The following is a 23,394-nucleotide window of genomic DNA, read 5'->3' on the forward strand; positions in this document are numbered from 1 at the left end:
TATATCACTGGCGATAAGCGTAGCGCTGAAGTAAAGAACTGTCAAAAAGCCAGCCGGCGGGATAACAGCTTATCGTGTTAATGCCGAATATCCGTCGGGTTAACGCAATATTATGCTGGACAGGGAAAATACCCAGGCAGATATATCGTAAACAGTGGTTATCACTCTGCGATATACCAGAGTATAAAAAAACGCCGCTTACGGTCGCTATGTCAATTTCTGTCAGAACTCCGCTACTGTTTCAGATGTGACGTTGTCACTTAAGTGATTTTGACCGCAACAAACAGTCACGTAACCGCATAGCGAATAGCGGCAGGATTGGCCAGCACCGGACCCGGCACCCCGATTACTCCGTCGTCATGACGCAGCGTCAGGCATGCATGAGGCGTACGGCCACAGAGGAGTCATCTGACATATAAAAATTCCGGTTCAGGCTGATATCCTGCTGATAACAGAAGAGGGAAGTGCTAAGTATTATTCACGCCTGCGTAGTTGGCCGCCTGAGGCGTAATAAAACAGGTTTCTGGTTAATTCTCTGCGGCGGTGGCTGTTTTTTTGTCAGGCAATCAGTAACGTAATAGTTTGCGCCGCTGCGCTGGCATCCTGATTCATATTAACTATGGTTATGACTCAAAGAATAAAAGGATGCTCTATGCGTAATCTTATAGTGAGTGGATTCACCGTATTATTGCTGTCAGGATGCGGCGCAAATAACAGTGCGTCACCGGTCAACGCTCCCGGTGCGCCCGTGGCGAGTAAAACCGCGCTGCTGGAGAGCGGCGCGGCCGCACTGCAGTCGCGCCCGCCGATTGATGCCATTAACACCTATCTGGATGGATTTCACTACTACTGTGGTGATAAACAGGGACAGATGGAAGCGCATCACTATGTCACGATCCTCAACGATGATGTGATGCAGGCGGTGATCTTCGACGGCAATAAAAAAGATGCCAAGCTGATGGGCGTTGAATATATCATCAGCGAGCGGCTGTTTAAGCAGCTTCCGGCGGGCGAGAAGAAGTACTGGCACAGCCACCGCTATGAAGTGAAATCAGGCTCTCTGATTGCGCCGGGCATCCCGGACGCCGCTGAACATGCGCTGATGGGCAAAATCGTCAATACCTACGGAAAAACCTGGCACACCTGGCATACTGACCGCGACAAAACCCTGCCGCTGGGCGAGCCAGCGCTGATGATGGGCTTTACCGCCGACGGAGAGATGAACCCGGCGCTGCTGCGCGATCGCGACCAGCGCTTTGGCGTCGACACGCAGAAAATTCGTGCGGCGCGTGCCGATCTCGACGCGCATCCGGTGGCCGCAGGCGCTGATAACTGCCAGCGCGTACATCAGGCGCACTGATCGCCATAAAATCTGTCCGCAGCGTCAGCGCTGCGGATTTTTTTCGCCTGCCGCCCCCGAACCAGGTTAAAAAGAGAGATCGTTTTTCTCTGCCGTAAGGAACCAGACGCATTATGACGCTCAAACGTTATTTCACCAGCGACCAGCTGACGCTTACCACCCGTGTATTACGCTGTGAACCGCAGGATGATGGCCGCTTTCGTCTCATACTCAGTGAAACGCTGTTTCATCCGCAGGGTGGCGGACAGCCCTCCGATCGCGGAACCCTTGCCGGCGCAGCGATGCTGCAGGCGCTGCAGGAGGGCGACGATGTCGCACACTATACCGATCGGCCGGTTGAACCGGGCGAGGCGGAGCTGGTGGTGGATGGCGAGCTGCGCGCGCTGCACTCGCGTTACCACTCCGCGGGTCATTTGATCGCTTATGCGGGAGAGTCATTGGGCTGGCGTGGATATAAAGCCAACCACCGGCCAGGGGAAGGGCGCATTGTTTTTACGGCGCTGGATCAGACTCAGCCGGTTACAGCAGAGGTGCTGATGCAGCGGGCTGCCGCGCTGGTGGCGGGCAACTATCCCCGCGTGCTGGGTGAAGAGGCGGGAAAACGTATGGTGAGCTGGGGTGAGCTGACTCCCTATGCCTGCGGCGGCACGCATGTGCTCAGCACCGGAGAGATCGGTGAGATTGTGATTGGCAAAGTGAAAGAAAAGAAGGGTGAGCTCACGGTACAGTATAGCCTGAGCCACTAAGCGGCATCAGGGGGGGACTCCGTTCCCGCCCTCATGCCTGCGGCGTTAGCCGTTTCTCAGCCGTGATCCGTCAGCGACTGCGCCGCGCAAATCAGCGCCAGATGGCTCAGCCCCTGCGGCATGTTGCCGCGCCACTCATCAGTGCGGACATCGAACATCTCATTAAAGGTTTCAACGTTGCCACGCTGACAAAGTTTGTCGAGGATCTCCTCCATCGCCTGCTCTGCCTGTGGAATATCACCCAGCGCGGCCAGCGCTTCTACCAGCCAGAAAGAGCAGGCAATAAAGGTACTCTCCTCCTGTTCCACACCGGAGTAGCGATAAACCATTGCGCTGTTGTGTCCCAGATCCTGACGGATAGCGCGATAGGTCGCGCGCATGCGTTCAGGATTCACCTGGTTGCCGTAACGGTGCATCAGCGCCAGCGCCGCATCCAGTTTATCTTCGCTGTCCGGGTAGAAGAGATAAGCCTGTCTGGCTTCGCTCCAGCAGTGCGCCTCCACCCACTCGCTGATGCGATCGCGTTCGCGCTGCCAGCGCTCAAGCCAGGTCGGCTCAATATGTTTCGCCTCTGCCAGCGCCACGGCGCGATCCAGCGCCAGCCAGCAGGCCATTTTGGAATGCGTATAGTGATGCTGGTCGGGCAGCTCCCAGATCCCGCAATCCTGCTGACGCCATGAATCAGCGCAGTGATTCGCCAGCTCACCCAGCATGCGCGAGGTAGAGAGATCGAGAATGTGACCAGCCTGTATAAACAGATCGGCGGTGGCGAGCATGTCGCCATACATACTGAGCTGAAGCTGATCGCGCGCGTTATTGCCGATGCGTACCGGCTGTGAATGATGGTAACCCCGCAGCGGCGGATAAGATTCAGCCGGAACTTCATCCCCTTCAAGCGTATAGCAGGCGCGCAGCGCGGTGCCGTGACGGATAATCGTTTTCGACAGCCATGAGAAAGCGGCCTTACAATCTTCCAGCGCGCCCAGAAACACAAACGACTTAATAATCAGGCAGGCGTCGCGTACCCACGCATAGCGATAGTCATAATTTTTTTCGCCGCCGATACCTTCCGGCAGGGAAGTCGTGGCCGCCGCCGCCAGCGCGCCGGTAGGAGAGTACCAGAGAAATTTCAGCGACAGCGCCGAACGCCGCACGTGCTTTTCATAGCGCCCCTGATAACTCAGGCTGCGCGTCCAGTCGCACCAGGCGGTGTGGCTGGTTTCAATACGGGTATCGATAGCGCGTAAATCCGGCACCGCCAGCGGTTCGCGCTCGGTGACCAGCAGGGCAACCAGCGCATGACTGCCGGGCGAGGTTTTGAGCGTGGCAGCGATACGTTCATCGTCCCGCTGCGTAATATGCCACGCGTCACTGGTGCGCAGCATCGCCATCAGATCGGCAATATGATAAACATCGCCCTGTTCAGTGCAGTCCCGCCACGGCGAGCAGGTCTCAGCCAGCGTGCCAAAGCGTAACGTCAGCGTCAGCTCAACGTGGCCTTCAATCCCTTCAACGCGCCGCGCCAGCTCACTCCACGGCAGACGACCGGCCAGGGTGCTGTTTAATGATTCAGTCAGCAGGACTGAACCCTCTGCGGTGATAAAGGTGGTTTCCAGCACGTTACTGTCCGCGCGATAAGCGCGTTCGGTGCGGAAGGGGGCGGCAGGCACAATCTGGAAAAACCCGCCAATCTCCGGATCGAGCAGGCGGTCAAACAGCGGGGCGGAGTCAAGATTAGGTGCACACCACCAGTCGATTGCTCCATCCGGTGCGATAAGCGCAACGGAACGGCCTTCCCCGATGGCAGCGTAATCTCCGAGGCGCGCAAACCCTTCCTCGCGCATCGGCGACTGCAAAATCTGATTATTCATCGTGCTTCCCTGTCAGCTGAAACGACAGCGTGGCTGCCACAGGGGCAGCCACGCTGATATCGGGCAGAATGTGCTATTACAGCGTGCCGGTACCGCCGTCTGAGCACCATACCTGGCCGGAAGTAAAGCCGTTCAGGTTTTCAGCAAAGGTGACATAGAGCGGCGCGATTTCCACCGGCTGACCCGGACGCCCCATCGGTGCACCGGAACCAAACTGCTGCAGTTTCTCTTCCGGCTGACCACCGCATGCCTGAAGCGGCGTCCAGTATGGACCCGGTGCCACAGCGTTAACGCGAATCTTCTGTTCCGCCAGCTGTTTAGCCAGCGCTTTAGTAAAGGCGGCAATTGAGGCTTTGGTCTGCGCATAATCAAGCAGAATAGCGCTTGGCTCATAAGCCTGAACGGAAGAGGTATTTATAATAGAGGCGCCCTCTGGCAGATATTCCAGCGCGGCTTTAGTGATCCAGAACATCGCATAAACGTTGGTCTTAAATGTTGCGTCAAAGTCTTCCGTTGAGAGCGTGCGAATAGATTCATTAAACTGCTGACGTCCAGCGTTATTAACCAAAATATCCAGGCCATCGAGTTTTTCAGCGGCTTCTTTTACCAGCTGCTGGCAAAACGACTCAGAACGGATGTCGCCCGGAATCGCAACAGCTTTGCGTCCTTCGGCTTCAATCATTTTAACCACTTCCTGTGCGTCTGATTCTTCAGCAGGCAGGTAGTTAATGGCAACGTCCGCACCTTCACGAGCGTAAGCGATAGCCACGGCGCGGCCAATACCTGAATCGCCGCCGGTGATTAGCGCTTTACGTCCGGTCAGGCGGCCTGAACCGCGATAGCTTGTTTCACCGTGGTCGGGACGCGGATCCATCTTACTGGCTAAGCCGGGGAAATCCTGCGACGGCGTGTTAAACGGCGGTTGCGGATATTCATTAGCGATTAGCGTTTTGTTAGTGAACGAATTCATAACGGGCTCCTTGTACAGTGAACGTGTAGAAAATAAGCCTGGCAGAGATGTGATATTTGTCACGTAAAAAAATTACGAATGAATTTTATTTGTGCAATATCCACGCAGTAGAGAAAGTTATTTTTCCTTACAATTTCACTAACGTAATGATTATTTACCCCCTCTTAGTCCACATTTAGAAAATAAGCGAGTCGGCAACATTGCAGAGCAGAAAATTAGCTCTAAGCTCATTGAATAACTTTAATAAATTCCCGGCTTTTTTCCGGGATAAACATAATGAGCACTGTCGTCAACGAGGCGAAAATGAGCGAAGCACTCTGTACCATTATTTATAACGGGGAACGGCTGAGTGGCGCAGCGGATCAACCGCTGATCGATTTTCTGCAGCAGCAGGGAAAAAAACTGCCGCACGTCTGCTATCACCCGGCGCTGCCGCCGCTGCAAAGCTGCGATGTCTGCTGGGTCAGGGCTGACGGAGAGCAGGTGCGTGGCTGTACCCTGCGGACGTATGAAGGCTTGCAGGTGGTCAGTGAAGGCGCAGAGCTGGCTACTGCACAACAGGAAGGCATGGATCGTATTCTGAATCGCCATGAACTTTACTGCACGGTGTGCGAGCACAATACCGGCGACTGCACGCTGCATAACGCGGTAGCCGACATGCACATGCCGATTCAGTTCTATCCCTACGAACGTAAACCCTACAATAAAGATCACAGCAATCCGTTTTATACCTACGATCCCGACCAGTGCATTCTCTGCGGTCGCTGCGTTGAGGCGTGCCAGAACATAGAGGTCAATGAGACACTCTCAATTGACTACAGCGCAGAACACCCGCGCGTATTGTGGGATGGCGGCACGGAGATTGCCGGATCGAGCTGTGTCAGCTGCGGTCACTGCGTCACGGTTTGCCCGTGTAACGCGCTTTTAGAAAAAACCATGCAGCCCGATGCCGGTCCCTTTACCCGCATGGATGAGGATTTAAAGCGACCGTTTATTGATGCCATCAAAAAAATGGAGAAGAGCATCGGCATGGAGCCGATAACCGGCATCTCACTGATTGATGATGCTTTGCGCAAAACGGAAATAAAAAAAACCAAAACGGTCTGCACCTACTGCGGCGTTGGCTGCAGCTTTGAGGTCTGGACGCGCGATCGCCATATCCTGAAAGTCCAGCCGGTCGCTGAGGCGCCGGTAAACGGCATCTCCACCTGCGTAAAAGGCAAATTTGGCTGGGATTTTGTTAACAGCCCGAACCGCCTGACCACGCCACTTATCCGGGAAAACGGAGCATTCCGGCCTGCCAGCTGGGAAGAGGCGCTGAACCGGGTGGCGGAAGGGCTGCGTGCCGTGGCGCATCAGCACGGCGGCGCTGCGATTGGGTTTATTGGCTCCAGTAAAGCCAGCAATGAAGAGGCCTATCTGACACAAAAGATCGCGCGCCTGATTTTTGGCACTAACAATGTCGATAACTCTTCACGCTATTGCCAGAACCCGGCTACCCAGGGGCTGTTCCGCACCGTGGGCTATGGCGGTGATGCCGGCACGCTGCGCGATCTGCAGCAGACCGATCTGATTATCACCGTGGGCAGTAATCTGGCAGAAAACCATCCGGTATTCGCCTCGCACATTAAACAGAGCCATAAACACCGCGGGCAGAAACTGCTGGTGGTGGACCCGCGTAAGCATGAGATGGCGGAGCGCGCCGACTGCTATCTGCGTATCCGGCCTGGTACGGATATGGTCTGGGCCTCTGCGATGGCGAAATATATGTTCGATCATCACTACGCAGATGAGACTTTTCTCTCTGAGCGGGTCAATGATGTTGACGCCTACCGCGCCTCGCTCGCGCCGTTTACGCTTGAGATGGCGAGTGACGTAACCGGTCTGAGCGTAGAGGCCCTCACCGAGGCAGCAGAGATGATCGGCCAGGCAAACAGCGCCTGTATTCTCTGGGCGATGGGGATCACGCAGCACAGCCACGGCGCCGATGCCAGCACGGCACTCTCTAACCTGCTGCTGGTAACCGGCAACTATGGCCGCCCCGGCACCGGTGGCTACCCGATGCGCGGCCATAATAACGTGCAGGGGGCCAGCGACTTTGGCTGTCTGAGCAATGTTTACCCCGGCTATGAAAGCGTAACGGACGATGCGGTGCGCGAGAAGTGGGCGCGCGCCTGGCAGGTTGCGCCGGAAGCGCTCTCTGACGAAGAGGGGCTGGATAACTTCCTGATGATTGAGCACGCCCACGATAAGCGGCTGCGCGCAATGTACATCATCGGCGAAGATACCGCCTTTTCAGACGCTAACTCCACCAAAGTGGATGAAGCGTTCAGCCAGCTCGATTTTATGGTGGTGCAGGACATTTTTATGAGTAAAACCGCGCGCTACGCCGACGTGGTGCTGCCCGGCTGTCCGAGCCTGGAAAAAGAGGGCACATTCGTCAATACCGAGCGCCGTATACAGCATTTTTCCCCGGCGTTTGCTCCGCTGGGTGAAAGCCGGCCTGACTGGCAGATTCTGACCGATCTCGCCGCGCGTCTCGGGCATCACTGGCGCTATCCAAACCCCGGCGCCATCATGGCGGAGGCGGCGGGCATTGCGGATCTGTTTGCCGGTGTGAGCTATGAACAGCTGGTGGGCTGGCAGTCACAGCTCTGGCCGGTGAAAGCCGATGGCAGCAGCACGCCGCTGCTCTATACCGACGCATTTGCGTTTCCGGATGGTAAAGCGCGTCTTTATGCGCTTGAGTGGCAGCCACCAGAAGAGCAGCCGGACGCAGAGTACGATCTGTTGCTGAATAATGGCCGCATGCTGGAGCATTTCCAGTCCACAAATCAGACCGGGCAGGGCGGACGGATCATGTCGCTGTCACCCAACTGGTTTGTGGAGATTTCGCCGCAGCTGGCGGAAGCGCGCCAGCTGCAGGAGGGTGACTGGGTTGAGATCCGCTCGCGGCGCGGCGCGCTGGAAGTGCCCGTGGTAGTGACCGATCGTGCCGCAGGCAACGTGCTGTTTATCCCGATTCACTATGGCAAACCCGGCGTCAATGGTCTGACCGGTAACCACCACGACCCGGATGTAAATACCCCGGCTTACAAAGAGATTGCCGTTAGCCTGCGCAAACTGGCGCGTCAGCCTCAGCCGCATCCGCTGCCGTTACATAACTTCCGTCACGGTCAGCGCACGCCGCTGGATCATCTGCCGGTGGAGGTGAAATGGCAGCAGCCGGAGTACCGTTTGCCCCCTGAACATGTTTCGCACCCGGAGAAAAGCTAATGGCCGAACCGCTGGACTACCAGCCTGAACCTGCGCGCACTGAACCCACCGCGCAGGAGTCACTCAATACGCTACTGGAGAATCTGCATCAGCACGGCTTTCTGCGTCTCGCTAATGACGTGGTTAAAGCGAACAACGACATCGGTAAAATCCTTGCTGGCGGGCTGAATCGCCCCGGTACTCAGAACGCCATCCAGAACATTTCGCTGCTGTTTATGATGCTGAGTACTATCCCGCCCGAACGGTTTAATCATGTGCTGCTGGCGCTGCGCGATGCGCTGGTCGCGATGAAGCCGGCGAGCGAGTCTGTTCAGCAGGAGAAAGCTGCGCCCGGCATCAGAGGCGTGATGAAACTGCTGAATGATGAAGACCTGTGGCAGGGTGTGCGTCCGCTGCTGTCGGCGCTGGAAGTTTTTTCGCGCGAGATGCAGAAAGAGGAAGAGACCCCGATTACCCGCTATAGCGGTAAGCCGACCCGTGAATAGTCAGGAGTGGGTGCTGCTGATTGCCCGTGGTCAGTTTGCGCTGACCATGGGCATGCACATTACGCTGGCAGCACTGACGCTGGGCCTGGCGCCTTTCCTGGTCTGGTTTGAAGCGCGCTGGCTATGGGGGAAGCGCCCTGAAGCGCGGCAGGCGCTGCAGTTCTGGATCAAAATTTTTGCCCTGACGGTGGCTATCGGCACTGTCTCTGGCGTCGTTATGGAATTTCAGTTCGGTACGCACTGGTCCGGGCTGGCGTCACGCGCGGGCGGGGTGATAGGCCCGCTGATGCTGTATGAAGTACTTATCGCCTTTTTTCTGGAGTCCGCGCTGACCGGCGTGATGCTGTTTGGCTTTGATCGGGTTAAGCCTGGCGTCCATTTCACCGTGACCTGTTTTGTGGCGCTGGGCGCCGTGCTGAGCGCGTTCTGGATCCTTGCGGCTAACTCCTGGATGCAGACGCCGGTTGATTTTCATCTGACCGATGATGGTCGTCTGCTGCCCGACAGCGCGTGGACGCTGCTCGCCGCTCCCTCCTTTGGCTGGCGTCTGGCTCATATGCTGCTCGCCTCGGCAATAAGCGTCAGTTTCCTGCTGGGCGGCGTAGCGGCATGGCGCTTACGCCGTCAGCCGGATGAAGCGGCCAGCCGTCTGATGCTGCGCAGCGCGCTGACGGTAGCGCTACTGGCGGTACCGGCGCAGATTGTAGTGGGCGATCTGCACGGTGAAAATACGCGCACCTGGCAACCGGCCAAGCTGGCTGCCATCGAGGGAAGCTGGCACGCCCCGCCGCCGGGTGAAGGAGAGCCGCTGCGGCTGTTTGCCATTCCGGATCAGCAGGCGCAGCGCAATCACGCTGAACTGGCGATCCCGGCGATCGGCTCCCTCTACCTGCGTCACAACCTCAGCGGGCATATTAAAAGCCTGAGCGAGTTTCCGGCAGAGGCGCTGCCGCCCGTATTACCGGTATTTTTTGCGTTTCGCCTGATGGTGGGATGCGGCGTGCTGATGCTGGTGGTCAGCCTGGCAGCCAACCTGCAGTGCTGGCGCGGCCGTTTATATCATTCGCCGCGGCTGCTGCGTCTGCTGACGCTGATGTCGCCTGCCGGGTTTCTGGCGCTACTGGCTGGCTGGGTGGTTACTGAAATGGGACGTCAGCCCTGGACAGTTTATGGCGTACTGCGTACTGCTGACAGCCTGTCGCCGCTGTCGCTCAGCAGTACGCTGGTCATTTTTATCGCTATCGTGCTGGTCTATACGCTGGGTTTTGCGGCTGGCCTGCTCTATTTGGTGCGTCAGATCAACGCACCGCTGCCTGACGATCCCGACGTGGCCGCCGAACGCGTCGAAACACCAGCCTGAGGAGCCGATGATGCTTGCCGATCTCTCTGCCGCCGTGCTGATTTTTTCACTGCTGATGTATCTGGCGCTGGATGGCACCGATCTTGGCGTGGGCATGCTGTTTTACGCTTTTGACACGCCACAGCAGCGGCAGTGGATGGCACACAGTCTGCTGCCGCTATGGGATGCTAACGAGACCTGGCTGGTGCTGATGGCCGGGGGGATGCTGGCGCTATTTCCTGCGCTCTATAGTCTGCTGCTGCAGACGATGATGGTGCCGGTATTTCTGCTGCTGCTGGCGCTGTTTCTGCGCGCGCTGGCGCTGGCGTATCGCGCACAGGTGAGTACGGCATGGCGCGCCTGGCTTGACCGTCTGATGATAGCCAGTTCGCTGGTGGCAGCCTTTCTGCCCGGCTGGATAAGCGGTCTGATTCTGGTTTCGCGTCCGCCCGCCGGAATTATTATCGATCTCTCGCTGGCACCGCTGCTGTGTGGCGCCGGCGTGGTAGCGGTCGATCTGCTGATGGGCTGCTGCTGGGTCTGCTGGCGTCTGGGTGAGGCGGCGGGAGAACGCGCCCGGTCACTTGCCGTGCTGGTATGGACCTGCACGGTGATATGTCTGACAGGCGTGATACTGCTGGAGCCGACGCTATGGCAGTTAAGCTGGCAGCGCGAACCTGGCCGGCTTATTCTGATCGCGATCCCGCTGCTGATTGTGCTTCAGGCCATATTACTCTGGCGCGAAGCGATGGTGGCGCTGCTGATGACAACGCTGCTGCTTATCGGCGCAGTGGTCACCGCTCTGGCGTTCGGCCTCTATCCGTGGCTGCTGCCGTTTCAGCTGCGTATTCAGGAAGAGGCCTCGTCGCCGGTGACGCAGGGCGTGGTGCTGACCGGCATGCTGATTTTCCTGCCGCTGACGCTGGCCTACCACAGCTGGTCCTTTTGGGTATTCAAACGCCGCCATCAGCGCTAAGTTTACGGCTGGTCTGCGGGTATACGCATAAACCAGGTTCCCTGCAGCGGCATGCGTAAAAAATCGCGAAACAGCGTTTCCAGCGTCTGCTGAGGATCGACGTCAGCGAAACGCTGCGGATAGAGCGTTTTAGCCATAAATTCTGCTGCAACGACGTGCCACGGGCTGAGATAAAAATTCATCCACAGCGCGCCCGCCTGACCATTATGCAGCGCTTTCAGCCCGCGCAGCCCTTTTTGCTGTCCGGTCAGCTGCTGAAAACTCTGCAGCGCAACGTCAGGCGCGATCTCTGGCCCAAGCTTCAGCCGGCCGCTGCTCTGATTGTCGCTAAAACCGGTAGCAAAGTAGTAGTCAGGCTGCGCGGCAATCACGCTCTCTTCACTCAGGCGGGCAAACACGCCCTGCCGGGTACGGGCGGCGATGTTGTCGCCTCCGGCCAGGCGCAGAAGTTCGCCCAGACTGCCGTTGATTGCCGTCACGCAGCACTCATTGCGGCGTCCCAGATGGAGGTGCAGCAGTACTTCAGGGCGCGCACCGTGAAAATCAGCAAGCCGCTCCTCAATGACCCGCATATGAGCGGCATAAAACCGGTTAAATGCGGCTGCCCGCGCCTGCTGGTTAATAACCTCACCCAGGATCTCCACGCTGCGTCGGGTATTCTTCAGCAGCTGAACGCGCAGATCGATCTTCACGACCGGAATATGTGCCGCCTGCAGTACCGCGAGCAGACGCGCATCAGCATCATCATAGCGTGCCAGGCTGGGTAAAATGACGACGTCGGGACGCAGCGCAATAATCTGCTCCGGGTTAATCGCCGCCGGGCCACCGCTGCCCAGTGACGGAACCGCCTCAATTTGCGGAAAACGCCGCGCAAAGCTGCGCCACATCTGCGCATCATATTTCTGCAGATCGCGTGGCCAGCCCACAATGTGCTGCAGCGGATTATCAGGCGCCAGCAGCGCCAGCGTGTAAAGCATACGGCTCTCGCCGAGCACAATGCGCTGCGGGCTGTCGGGTATTGTCACCGAATGGCCGTCAATATCGGTGAGCGTTTTTGCCTGCGCCAGCGGGCTTAGCAACAGCCCGGCTAACAGCAACAGGCTGGCGAAAAAGAGTGAATCAGAACGCAATGCTCGCCTCCGCCACCAGATTACGGGTCTCGCCTTCACGTACGCGCAGGTTGCCACCGCTGGAGGTGTAGTAGTGTTTATCAAACAGGTTGTTCAGGTTCAGCTGAAGCCGGGTTTTTTGCCCGGAAAGGGTACTGTTCCAGGCAATAAAGGTGTCGGCTACCGTATAGTCAGGCAAAGTAAAGCTGTTCTCCGGATCGCCTGCACGTGCACCGACATAGCGGGCGCCACCCCCGATGCGGAAATCACCCGGAATGCCGGGCAGCGCCAGCGTGTGGGTTAACCAAAGCGCTCCGGCGTGACGGGGAGCGTTCTGCAGCCGGTTGCCGTTATTGGCCCTGTTTACGCCATCGTCAGTGATCTCCGCTTTATCATAGCTATAACTGGCGCTGATCTCCCAGCCGGCAGCCACTTCCCCGTTCAGCTCCGCTTCTGCGCCTGTGGATCGCGCCCGATTGATGGTGCGCGTGGTGCCATTGATGCTGAGTGACATATCGCGCTCATCAATGCGGTAAAGCGCCAGGCTGGCAAACAGCGTTGGCGTGATTTGCCACTTGCTGCCCGCTTCCCAGCTGGTGCCCTGTTCAGGTTTGCCCACCCGTCCCGCATCATCCACCTCGGTTGAGGGGGTGAACGATTTGCTGACGCTGGTATAGAGCGAGATATCCGGCGTGAGTTTGTAGATCGCGCCTGCCTGCGGCAAAAATTTGTTGCCGCTGCTCTCCAGCGTCTGCACGATAGGGTCGGATCCCTTTGAGGCGCGCTGTTCATAATGCTGATAGCGGCCGCCTGCGACCAGGGTCCAGCGATCGTTGATCGCTACGCTATCTTTGGCGTAAAGCGAACGGCTGTGAATGCGGTTCAGCAGCCGGGCATTTGCGCGGCGCTCGGTAGTGGCATCCGTGACCGGCGCAAGCAGATCGTAATGCGGCCCGGCAAGCGTAAACCCGCGATTCGCTTTGCCCTGATACTGCCGCGCCCGCAAGGTCTGATTCATCTCATAATCGGTGCCCGCTACCAGCGTGTGCGTCATGCCGGCAAGCTGCTGCGTACCGGTCAGATCCCAGGCGATATATTTTGTCTGATGGTTAAAACCGCGATTGGCGTCAGCGCGACGCGTCACAACCCCGCTGTCCGGATCGATGGCGGTAACGCGCACTTCATTATTATCATACTGACGCTGGTTCCAGCCCAGCGTCACACGCGTGCTCCAGTCGTCACTGAACTGCCAGTCGTAGTGGGTGTTAAGCGTTTTATTATGGCCCCAGGCGTGGCCAGCTTTATCATCCAGCCGATCTCTGTAGCCGATATCAACCGGGCGGTTATGGATAAACGCCGTACCGCGATCGTAAGGAATATCATACTGGTAATCTTCGTAACTCAGCAGAAAGCTGGCTTTCTCGCCATACCACTGCAGCGAGGGTGCGATCAGCCGGTGTTTATCACGGCCAAAATTACGCCAGTAATCCCGGTTCTGCTGCTCTGCGACCAGACGGAAAGCAAAACCGTTATCCAGTGGTCCGGTGATATCGAACGTACCGCTGCCGCCGCCGCTGCTGGCGGTCCGGCCGCTCAGCGCGGTACGCCACTCATAAAGCGGTTTTTTGCTGATGATATTGATGACGCCGCCCGGATTCTGGATGCCGTAGAGCAGTGAAGCGGATCCTTTCAGTACTTCAACCCGCTCCGTTGCTGCGTTGACATTGAGGCCCTGACTGCTGCGTATGCCATCGCGATAGACAGAGCCGTCGCTGTTGCCGCCAAACCCGCGGCGCACAAAGCCATCTTCTGTGCCTGCCAGCGTATTACCTTCGCTTACGCCGCTGACAAAGCGCATCGCCTCCGCCAGGCGGCTTACCTGGTAATCCTCCAGCTGTTGCGGCGTTACGATGCTGACTGACTGGACCTCATCAAGCCGCGCAACGGGCAGTTTGCTGCTAACGGTGCTGCTGCCGGCGCTGTAGCCGGACGCGGTTTCACTATCAGCCTGAACCATCAGCGTGGTTTCCTGCTCTGCGGCATTTGCCGTAACGGAGACGGGGATAAGCCCCTGCAGCGCAACATATAAGGCAGGGCGTAATGCCTTTGGCACAAAAGTAGAAGAAATAAGCATGTCAGCAAACCTGGTAAAGACGGAATGTTCCGTCATAAAGCCATCAGCAAAACCTGCCGCGTGCGGGCAGGCAGAATAATCATTCAGAGGCCATAATGCAGGCTTGAATGTAATTGAGAATCATTCAAACATGAAAGGATGTAGTAGTAAACGGATATAATGCAGGTAATACTACAGTTAACCGGAATCTGCTTAATTATTGATTCCTGGAAAATATTTATTATTATCAATGTTTTAACTAATTGTTGATAAAGAGATTACGTTTTCTGTGAGTAAAGTGAATATGGCATGCTTCATTATCATGTGGCTATCCACTACAAAAAATCCGCCTTTCACAGCGGGTAATGCTATGAGGCTCAGGACATGGCGCTGAAAAAAAATGGTGTCCGGACAGATATTTTTGGCGATCGCTGCCGGGCACGTATCGCCAGCCTCTCTCCCCGTTTGCAGACGGTAGCCCGCTATATTGATGCGCATCGTGAGAGCGTGGCGGAAGCGACGGCTATCGATATTGCCACCGCAACGGGTACGTCTGATGCCACGGTGATCCGTGCCGTACAGGCGCTGGGCTTTACGGGCCTGCGCGATCTTAAGCTCACGCTGGCGGAGTGGGCGGGGCCGGCCATTAACTCTGCGGCAAAGATGAGCGCGACCGTTAGCGAACTGGCCTGCGATATTAATGCCAGCATCGATTTTGTTCTGCTGGGACACCAGCAGGCGTGTCACGCGCTGGCACAGCCCGAAAACCGTCAGGCGGTGGCACAGGCGGTAGCGCTGCTGAGCGAAGCGCGTCAGGTTACCCTCTTTGGCATCAACGCCTCAGGTATTCTTGCAGACTACAGCGCCCGTATGTTCAGCCGTATCGGGCTGCCCGCCACAACCCTGAACCGCACCGGTATTGCGCTGGCAGAGCAGTTGCTGAGCCTGCAGCGTGGTGATGTGCTGCTAATGATGGCGCAGAAATCGGCGCATCGTGAAGGGATCACGGCGCTGAAGGAGGCGAGAAGGCTGGGTATTCCTGTCATTCTGCTGACGCACGCGATGGAGTCTGCCTTTGCGCGCGAGGCAGATATCGTGATCAATGTACCCCGCGGCGGGGAGGGAGGCCGTATGCCGCTGCACGGGACCGTACTGGTCTGTCTTGAAATGCTTATCCTGTCGGTTGCCTCAGTCAATGCCGGACGCACGGTGAAAACCATGAAGCGGATTCAGGAGCTAAACCGATCGCTTAAGCCCGGCACTAAACGCTAAGTGTGAACCGATCGTGAACGTCTGGCGCGCGCAAAATTCACGAAAAATAACACCCGGCGGTGCGGTTTTATCGCTATAAATGCAGGCAAAAGAAGGGGTTTTTATGCGTGCATTTCTGACAACTATTATCCTGTTTTCAACACTCGTTCTGACCAGCCCGGTTAGCAGAGCGGCTGACGCCATGGCGTTCTGGTCAGCATCGCGGCACGGGGCCAACAGTTTTAACCGGCTGCCACCTGACAGCGCATATTTTAAAGCCCTGCATGACTACGGTGCCAGCTGGGTACGCCTCTCCTGGGATAAGTGGCCCACGCAGCAACGCGATTTTTTGCTGGGTAACGCAGATGAGTATCGCGGACTGGACGCCGGCGATCTGCAGACGCTTATCCTCACCCTCGACCGCGCCTGGGCGGCGGGCCTGCGCGTGGTGATTACGCCTCTCTCTCTGCCCGGCATGCGCTGGGCGCAGAATAACGAGGGGACATTTGACGATCGGCTCTGGCAGGATAAAGCCTGGTGGGATGCCAGCGTGCGCTACTGGCGCGACCTGGCTGCTGCTCTGCGCCATCATCCCGCTATCGCCGCCTATAACCTGATCAATGAGCCCGCGCCGGAAAAAAATGGCGGGCTGGCAGAGCACGCCAGCAGCGAGGCGATGGCGCGCTGGTATCAGCAGCAGCGTGGCGGAAGCCGCGATCTGCCGGCGTTTTATGCCGCGCTGATAGCCGCTATTCGTGAAGCAGATGCCGTCACACCGATAATGGTCGACAGCGGCTGGTATGCAGCCGCCGATGCATTTGACTACTGGCCTGAGGCGCTGCACGACACGCGCATACTTTACAGCGTGCACATGTATGAACCCTATGCTGCGACCAGCGCACCCAACGCCCGGCGTAAAAAACCCTGGCCCTATCCGGGTTACGTCCCTTTCGGCGAGGATATGCAGCAGTGGGATGCGGCGCGTATCGCGGACTATCTGGCACGCCCTTTTGACTGGGCCGCACGTAACGGAATCGATAAGCGGCAGCTGGTGATTAGCGAGTTTGGCTGCGTGCGCACGCTGGCCGGTTGCACCCGCTACCTGGAAGATGTGCTGACGGTGCTCGACAGCCATGACGCGCACTGGGCGTTCTACAGCTTTCGTGAAGATAGCTGGGACGGCATGGATTATGAGCTGGGTCGTCAGAAGGTGCCGTGGCGTTACTGGCAGGCGGCAGAGAAAAATCTGCCCGATACCCTGCCGCGCAGCGCCACAAAAGAGTTTGAGCCGATACGCAAGCGTCTGGCCGCTCAGTAAGGTGTGCCGGGCCATGCGGCCCGGCACGCCCCGCCTCAGGCGATAGTTTTGCGATTGCTGAGCAGATCTTTCACGCTCTCTGCTACCCGCTTGCCCGCCAGGAAAGCGTGATCCGAATTGTAATACTCCCATTCGCTGTAGCGCCCGGCCAGATGGATACTTTGCGTAGCCAGCCAGCTACGGATCAGCGCCACGTTGGCACTGCGCGCGTGATCGTAAACAACATAGGCGTACGGCATGTTTACGATGCTGCTGGTAAGGATCACATCATCCTCATTGATAATGCCTACCCGGATACAGTCATCGATACAGCGCTGGATCAGCGCTTCACCCTCACAGGGCAGCGGCTGATCGTCACGCCAGGTGATTTCACAAGTCAGACCGAATCCGCCCGGAGGATTACAGTGCGGGCTGGCATTACCCTGCAGGAAGATGCGGTGGAACAGCGTGTCTCCCGGATAGTAGATCCAGTGCTTTTCACTGATCGCCGGACGTCCGATACCAAGATTAACGCAGCACACAGAGGTATGACGTAGCTGAGAAGCGGCCTGCTGTACCGCCTGCGGCGCGCGGGCGCCCATCAGACGCACCAGTTCCGGTAAGGGCAGCGTGCTGATGAGCTGGTCATACTGCAGATGCCGGCCGTCGCTGAGCGTAACGCTGCGCGACTGTGGCTGAATCTCCGCTACCGCCGTTCCGGTCTCCAGCGTACAGCTAAGATGAGGCAGGAAACCGTTCATCAGCGCCTGAAAGCCGCCGCGCAGCGGATAGCCGAAGCGCGCATTGGGTCCAACCGGTTTCTCCAGCGGTGCAAGTGCACCACTGACGATTTGTGCCAGATCCGGCAGAGGTACGCGACCGCCCAGCCATGAGGTCTCCATACTGGCAAGCGGCGTTTTCCATAGCTTACGGTTATAGGGAACGGCAAAATGACGGGCGATGCCTTTGCCCCAGACGCGATAGATAAAATGTTCAAAATCTTCACTGTCGCGCTGTTCAGTAATGCAGCTCTCATCCGCTACCACGCCGTCAGCACAGCAGTCGCGCGATGCGTCTGCGCCGGGCAGTATGGCGGTATCGTTTTCTGCGGCACCGTAGCGCGCTTCAATCGCGCCCAGCACACATTCACTAATCACCTCCGCCGGCAGGCCGTGCAGCGCTGACTGGAACGGATAGCGCGTATAGACATCGTGGCTATAGACCCAGGCTTCCCGCATCTGCCAGTGCTGATTCTCACCCAGCAGCAGATCGTACAACTCCAGCACGTAGGGATCGTTGGAGAACATGATGTGACCGGCATAGTCGAAGGTAAAGCCCTTGTCTTCTATTGACCGGCACCAGCCGCCTGGCGATTCATTTTTTTCCAGTACGACGGCTCCTTTGCCGTAATGATAACCGGCACTCAGGCCGGTAGGTCCTGCGCCGAGGATCAGGCACTCAACCGGATGCAGCGTGACCGGCTGCGTGCGTTCAGCAGGTGCAGCGGCCTGCGTCGCAGGCTGCGCGGGCTGACGCTTAATGGCGCTGAGGTGCTGCTGCATCTGCGCCACCGTATTATCCCAGGACGTCGCGGCCACCACGGCAGCCATCGCTTCAGCCTGCATATGACGCCGTTCAGCTGTCTGGCGCAGAGCGTGTTCGCAGCCCTGAATAAAGGCTTCCTGCGAATCTGCTATTGTCACGACGTCAGCATACTGGCGCGCCACGTCAGCGATCGCTGTGCTGACAATCGGCAGCTGCGCGGCCATATACTCCAGAACCTTTGTCGGGCTGATAAAGCGCGTGGAGGCATTCAGTGCGAACGGCATCAGGCAGACATCCCAGCCCGCCAGAAACTGCGGCAGGGCGGCATAAGGCTGCTGTCCGAACCAGTGCAGGTTTTTGCGCTGCGGCAGCGACGCAGGATCGATCTTGACCACCGGTCCCACCATAATGATCTGCCAGTCAGGGTGCGCGTCAGCCAGCGCGGTGACCAGCGGCAGATCCATGCGCTCATCAATCACACCGTAGTAGCCCAGGCGCGGTTTAGGCAGAAACTGCTGCAGCGGATGACCGTTGCTGCGGTCGAGCGCCTGTGCAAAATGCCCGGCATCCACGCTGCTGGGAAAACAGTGAACGCGGGCGTGCCGATCTTTTTTCGCTTCATACAGGCTGCGTCCGCCGGTAAAGACCAGGTCAGCACGGCTCAGAAGGGCCGATTCGCGCTGCTGCAGCTGACGCGGCGCCTGGTCAAACGCGGAGAGCTCATCCATACAGTCATAAATGATCCCACGGCTGTTAAACGCGCTAAGCAGCGGCAGCGCCATTGGCGTGTAGAACCAGACCAGCGGTTCAGTGCCAGGCTCCAGCAGGTTGCTGAGCAGTGGCTGCAGTAGCGCAATCTGATCGTCATGAAAACCGGGGGCGTGTATCGGCGTATGCGGCTCGACCACGGTGACATTGGCCGCCGGCTGCGAGGTGCGTAATCCCGCTTCACCCGTCTGATAAACCGGCTCTTCAATAAAAATAATCCGGTGGTGCTGTGCCAGGCGTGAAAGCACATGCTGCGGCCGCTGAAACACAAATCCCCAGCGCAGATGACTAAATACCACCAGTACAGATTGATTCATGACGAACTCCTTTGGCCCAGCGGCCGGTGTGAGAAACCCCTGAAAACGCGCGAGTGCGCGTTGTGATTGCCGCAGTGCGGCAGCATAAGCGTGGTTAAGCAGGCGAACGTTTTGCGAATCGCTATCCCACAGGCCGCTATGCGGCCAGTGCGTAAGATCTTCCCAGAGAGGCCGATCGATAATCGGGTAGAGGCAAATGCCGCGGATATCACAGCCCGCCAGCTGCGCCTGCGCGACCTGGCTGGTGATATGGGTCATCCAGGCCGCGCGGCCACTGCCGACGTGGCTGGTTTCTGCCAGCAGCAGGGGGCGCTGATAGCGCGCCGTGAGACGGGCAAGCATATCGGATAACGGAATACGCCGGGCATCGTCCAGATGCCACTCCAGCCGCTGGCCGGTCTGCGCCAGCCACTGGTTATCGTGATAATAGTTGGCTCCGATCAGATCCAGATAGCGCGGCGACCCGCCCAGCTCCGGTTCACGCAGCCCTGCCAGCATATCCCACGCCTGATACTGCGCGGCTGTCAGAGCGGCGGCATGCTGCTGCGCGTGTTCGCTTTCATCCTCCGGCACCACGTGGATAATAGGATCGCAGTGCAGAAAACGTGCGCGCGGATCGACGGCCAGGATGGCATCACAGCCCGCCAGGGCAGCGCGTACCAGCTGACGCTTAATGGCGTCGGGGTCGCTATCGGCGCTGTCACCAAAGAGTCCCACTGAAATGCCCCAGGCAAAAAAAGAGAGCTCATTAACCGGTGAGTAAACCGGGGGCACGTCACGGTAAAACCCGGCCAGACAGGTCGCAACCTGATGGCAGAACCGCGCAAAACGCGGCACGAACTCAGGCGAGAACAGCGTGAGATCGTCCGGCCAGCCATAGTGGCTCAGCGTCCAGTTCACCTGAATACCCTGCTCTCTGGCCGACTGCATGCAGCGGGTCAGACGGGCAAAGGTACGCTGTGGGTCGGCCTCAGCCAGCCGCCAGCCCACGCTTTCACGCACTGAACGAATATTAAATGCAGCGAGCGCGGCATAATCCGTTGCAATATGCACGTCGTGTGCATTGATTGCATTCATATCTAGAGCAATTCCGGCGGGATTAATATGATCGGCACCTTCAAAACCGGCCTGCCAGAAGCTGGAAAATGGCAACATTTAATTCTCCTGGAAAACAGGACAAAACAGCAGCCCTGTAAAGTAAATTACAGGACCAGCTTTAATTGAAATTAATCAGGGCTGTGACTGGATAAATAAAAAGGCTGCCAGCGGGTTACACGACAACGTCAGGGCAGCGGTAAAAACTTATAAATGTTGTTTGTGGAAATTATAGTCAGCTGACGGATTTCAGCAACCCTGTGAAGTTGCTGGAAAAAAAGCAAAGCGGCAGCGAATGCCTGGCTTTATTGACCGCTGCTAATCTTTTTTTTCGGGGAATAACGCTATTTATCAACGGGTACAGTAAAAAAATGAAAAAAGTAATGTCTCAGCGAAGGATAATTTGTTCGCAACGATTTTTGATTTCCGCTTCACGTTTTTAATCCGAAAAAAAGCTGCCGCTATGTTCAACATGTTGAATGGTATAATAATTGCGCCTGTGGGTTTTATACACAGCACTTTTGGGTTTAATTTTTTGCGGCTCTGATTATGCTTCAGAGAAAAAATTGCGTTACGCATTAAACCGGCCGCTGAGCAAAAGCCGCATCGGCCAGCGCTGCAAGATAGTGCGCTGCAGGCAACAGCACATCATCGTTAATGCGAAACGCAGGGTGATGCAAAGGCCAGGCTTCACCGGTGCCAATCATGATAAATGCGCCGGGTATGTGCTGCTGATAGTAAGCAAAATCTTCGCCAATCGGGGTGGCAGCAATTTCACGTGCGTCCAGCCCGTTTAGCGCTGCCTGCTGCAGGGCGAACGCTGTCCAGTGCGCATCATTTACCACTGCGGGTGGCCCGGCCTGCCAAGTGATTGCTATTTCAGCCGCAAACGCTGCGCTGATACCTTTTACCAGTTCACGAAATCGCTGTTCAATGCGTTCGCGTGCTGCGGCGGAAAAGGTGCGCACGGTGCCTTCCAGCCATGCGCTTTCCGGAATAACATTCCACGTGCTGCCGCTGTGAAGCTGGGTAATCGAGAACACAGCATTCTCTGCTGAAGGGGTGTTACGGCTGATCAGCGTCTGGACTGCAGAGACAATTTGCGCGGCAATCACAACAGGATCGTTACCCTGATGCGGGTGTGCGGCATGGCTGCCGGTGCCGGTAATCTGTAGCGCAAAGCGGTCAACGGCGGCGGTCAGGGCGCCCGCCCGGCTGCCCGCCACACCTGCCGGCAAAGAGGGATCGTTATGGAGACCAAATATGGCAAACGCATCCTGCAGAGCACCGCTGGCAAGCACCGCGGGTGCGCCTTCACCCGTCTCCTCTGCTGCCTGAAAAATAAAGCGCACCCGGCCGGCCAGCTGCGCTTCGCGGGATTTGAGCAGAATGGCTGCGCCCAGTATGGCCGCACTGTGAAAATCGTGACCGCAGGCGTGCATGATGCCGGGATGCGCTGAAGTAAAATCTACCCCGGAGTGCTCTTCAATCGGTAAGGCATCAATATCGCCCCGCAGCACGACCAGCGGGCCGGTTTCGGGACCCACTTCAGCGACCAGTCCGGTTGTCAGCGCCAGAGGCAGAATGCGGATATTATGCGCTTCCAGCTGCTGACGAATGCGTTGTGTGGTGGCAAATTCCTGGTTTGACAGTTCCGGGAAACGGTGCAGCTCTTGCCGGAAAGCGACCAGCTGTTCTGTTAACTGCGTTAATTCTGACGGCGACATAGTCTGTTCCTTTCTCACGAATACGCTGCGCGGCGTGCAGCACGTTATTCGGGGGAGGGTAACAGCAGAATGAGGGACGCTATATCTCAATACCCGCAATGATATTGCAATAGGTAAATAACAGCAGCGGCTTATCAGTTCAGGTTTATAAAACAGGGCAGGAAGAGTGGCGAAACCAGCCCCGGAGAAATGAGGCTGGGAAATATGCGTATCAGCTAATCAGATTAAAAAATCATCCAGCGATGCGCCGGCATCAATAGCGGTCTTAATCGGAGAAGGCGTACGACCCTGACCGGTCCACTGCTTTTCATTACCTTCTTCATCGGTGTATTTATACTTGGCCGGACGCGGCGCGCGTTTAGCTTTAGGTTTAGTTTCTGCCTGGTTTAATTGCGCAAGTTCACTAATGTCAATGCCATCATTCATCAGCATCTCTTTGTATAACGCCAGTTTTTCTGCTTTTTCGCGCTGAGCAGCATTATCTGCTTCAGCTTCTTCACGGCGTTCTGCAACGACCACAGCGAGCTTTTCCAGCATCTCATTTAATACCGCTACTTCAATATCACGCGTCTGAGCACGCAGTGTACGAAGATTATTCAATGCCTTGAGTGCATCGCTCATGAATATAACCCTTATTACTGATGTGAAAATTTGAAAGCGCGCATTCTACGATATTTTTTCTCAAATTAAAATATGCATCAGGGCGTTAAATCCGCTGTATCGCGTAATTATCAGGCTCATTGAGTTATCACCGGCGTCGAAAATTTATTAGCCGCAAACTGAATATTTAACGGACATCAGACTTTATAAAGTGGTCACGCTACAGGCAGTACCCCAGGGTCGCATTAATGCGACCCCTACGGGGGTATCTGTAGGGGCGGCATTTATGCCGCCCTGGTCACGTTCCGCACCTAACCCCAGGGTCGCATTAATGCGACTCCTGCGGGGGCATCTGTAGGGGCGGCATTTATGCCGCCCTGGTCACGTTCCGCCCCTAACCCCAGGGTCGCATAAATACGCCAGGGTCGCATTAATGCGACCCCTACGGGGGGCATCTGTAGGGGCGGCATTTATGCCGCCCTGGTCACGTTCCGCACCTAACCCCAGGGTCGCATAAATACGCCAGGGTCGCATTAATGCGACCCCTAC

General features: G+C 57.0%; 15 protein-coding genes. 8 read left to right on the forward strand and 7 right to left on the reverse strand.

All coding sequences use genetic code 11. The features are described 5' to 3' along the window. Positions 1–652: 652 nt before the first annotated feature. On the forward strand, positions 653–1,360 hold the full coding sequence (locus tag AC2CF9_RS07190; protein ID WP_484556626.1) for an OBAP family protein: 708 nt from the start codon (positions 653–655) through the stop codon (positions 1,358–1,360). Between the two features lie 113 nt (positions 1,361–1,473). After that, positions 1,474–2,106, forward strand: coding sequence for an alanyl-tRNA editing protein (locus tag AC2CF9_RS07195; protein WP_484556627.1), 633 nt, complete (start codon positions 1,474–1,476; stop codon positions 2,104–2,106). 56 nt (positions 2,107–2,162) lie between these two features. Here the strand turns inward: AC2CF9_RS07195 and AC2CF9_RS07200 are convergent, their stop codons facing one another. After that, positions 2,163–3,977 carry a glycoside hydrolase family 15 protein gene (locus tag AC2CF9_RS07200; RefSeq protein ID WP_150017177.1) on the reverse strand — a complete coding sequence of 605 codons (1,815 nt, stop codon included), beginning with the start codon at positions 3,975–3,977 and terminating at the stop codon, positions 2,163–2,165. Between the two features lie 76 nt (positions 3,978–4,053). Continuing rightward, positions 4,054–4,947: an SDR family oxidoreductase gene (locus tag AC2CF9_RS07205; RefSeq protein ID WP_484556628.1), complete on the reverse strand. Its 894-nt coding sequence runs from the start codon at positions 4,945–4,947 to the stop codon at positions 4,054–4,056. A gap of 303 nt (positions 4,948–5,250) precedes the next feature. On the opposite strand from AC2CF9_RS07205, the gene fdhF reads away from it, so the two are divergent. From fdhF to AC2CF9_RS07225, 4 genes are read left to right on the forward strand one after another with little or no spacing between them, the layout of a single operon-like run. Next, the gene (gene fdhF, locus AC2CF9_RS07210; protein WP_484556651.1) at positions 5,251–8,223 is read left to right on the forward strand and encodes a formate dehydrogenase subunit alpha; all 2,973 of its coding nucleotides are present in this window, start codon (positions 5,251–5,253) and stop codon (positions 8,221–8,223) included. Beyond that, the gene (locus tag AC2CF9_RS07215; RefSeq protein WP_040113859.1) at positions 8,223–8,708 is read left to right on the forward strand and encodes a DUF1641 domain-containing protein; all 486 of its coding nucleotides are present in this window, start codon (positions 8,223–8,225) and stop codon (positions 8,706–8,708) included. Before fdhF ends, AC2CF9_RS07215 begins: the two co-directional genes overlap by 1 nt. Next, the gene (locus AC2CF9_RS07220; protein ID WP_484556629.1) at positions 8,701–10,068 is read left to right on the forward strand and encodes a cytochrome ubiquinol oxidase subunit I; all 1,368 of its coding nucleotides are present in this window, start codon (positions 8,701–8,703) and stop codon (positions 10,066–10,068) included. Before AC2CF9_RS07215 ends, AC2CF9_RS07220 begins: the two co-directional genes overlap by 8 nt. Positions 10,069–10,075: 7 nt before the next feature. After that, on the forward strand, positions 10,076–11,023 hold the full coding sequence (locus AC2CF9_RS07225) for a cytochrome d ubiquinol oxidase subunit II (RefSeq protein WP_484556630.1): 948 nt from the start codon (positions 10,076–10,078) through the stop codon (positions 11,021–11,023). Between the two features lie 2 nt (positions 11,024–11,025). Here the strand turns inward: AC2CF9_RS07225 and AC2CF9_RS07230 are convergent, their stop codons facing one another. Further along, a complete protein-coding gene (locus AC2CF9_RS07230) occupies positions 11,026–12,153 on the reverse strand; it encodes an ABC transporter substrate-binding protein (protein WP_484556631.1) in 1,128 nt (375 codons plus the stop codon). Continuing rightward, positions 12,143–14,266 carry a TonB-dependent siderophore receptor gene (locus tag AC2CF9_RS07235; RefSeq protein WP_484556632.1) on the reverse strand — a complete coding sequence of 708 codons (2,124 nt, stop codon included), beginning with the start codon at positions 14,264–14,266 and terminating at the stop codon, positions 12,143–12,145. The genes AC2CF9_RS07230 and AC2CF9_RS07235 overlap by 11 nt, the downstream gene beginning before the upstream one ends. Positions 14,267–14,629: 363 nt before the next feature. Here AC2CF9_RS07235 and AC2CF9_RS07240 point away from each other — a divergent pair, with 363 nt between their 5' ends. After that, complete coding sequence (locus tag AC2CF9_RS07240; protein ID WP_484556633.1) at positions 14,630–15,517, forward strand: MurR/RpiR family transcriptional regulator; 888 nt, start codon at positions 14,630–14,632, stop codon at positions 15,515–15,517. Between the two features lie 103 nt (positions 15,518–15,620). Further along, on the forward strand, positions 15,621–16,814 hold the full coding sequence (locus AC2CF9_RS07245; protein WP_484556634.1) for a glycoside hydrolase family 5 protein: 1,194 nt from the start codon (positions 15,621–15,623) through the stop codon (positions 16,812–16,814). Between the two features lie 35 nt (positions 16,815–16,849). Here AC2CF9_RS07245 and AC2CF9_RS07250 read toward each other — a convergent pair whose 3' ends face one another. The 3 genes from AC2CF9_RS07250 to AC2CF9_RS07260 all read right to left on the reverse strand — a co-directional run bounded on the left by AC2CF9_RS07250 (position 16,850) and on the right by AC2CF9_RS07260 (position 22,866). Continuing rightward, a complete protein-coding gene (locus tag AC2CF9_RS07250) occupies positions 16,850–20,578 on the reverse strand; it encodes an FAD-dependent oxidoreductase (protein WP_484556635.1) in 3,729 nt (1,242 codons plus the stop codon). A gap of 518 nt (positions 20,579–21,096) precedes the next feature. Continuing rightward, complete coding sequence (locus AC2CF9_RS07255; protein WP_484556636.1) at positions 21,097–22,245, reverse strand: amidohydrolase; 1,149 nt, start codon at positions 22,243–22,245, stop codon at positions 21,097–21,099. 219 nt (positions 22,246–22,464) lie between these two features. Beyond that, positions 22,465–22,866 carry an H-NS family histone-like protein gene (locus AC2CF9_RS07260; RefSeq protein ID WP_040113448.1) on the reverse strand — a complete coding sequence of 134 codons (402 nt, stop codon included), beginning with the start codon at positions 22,864–22,866 and terminating at the stop codon, positions 22,465–22,467. Between the last annotated feature and the right edge of the window lie 528 nt (positions 22,867–23,394).

The organism is Pantoea sp. SYBGC1 (assembly GCF_057197005.1).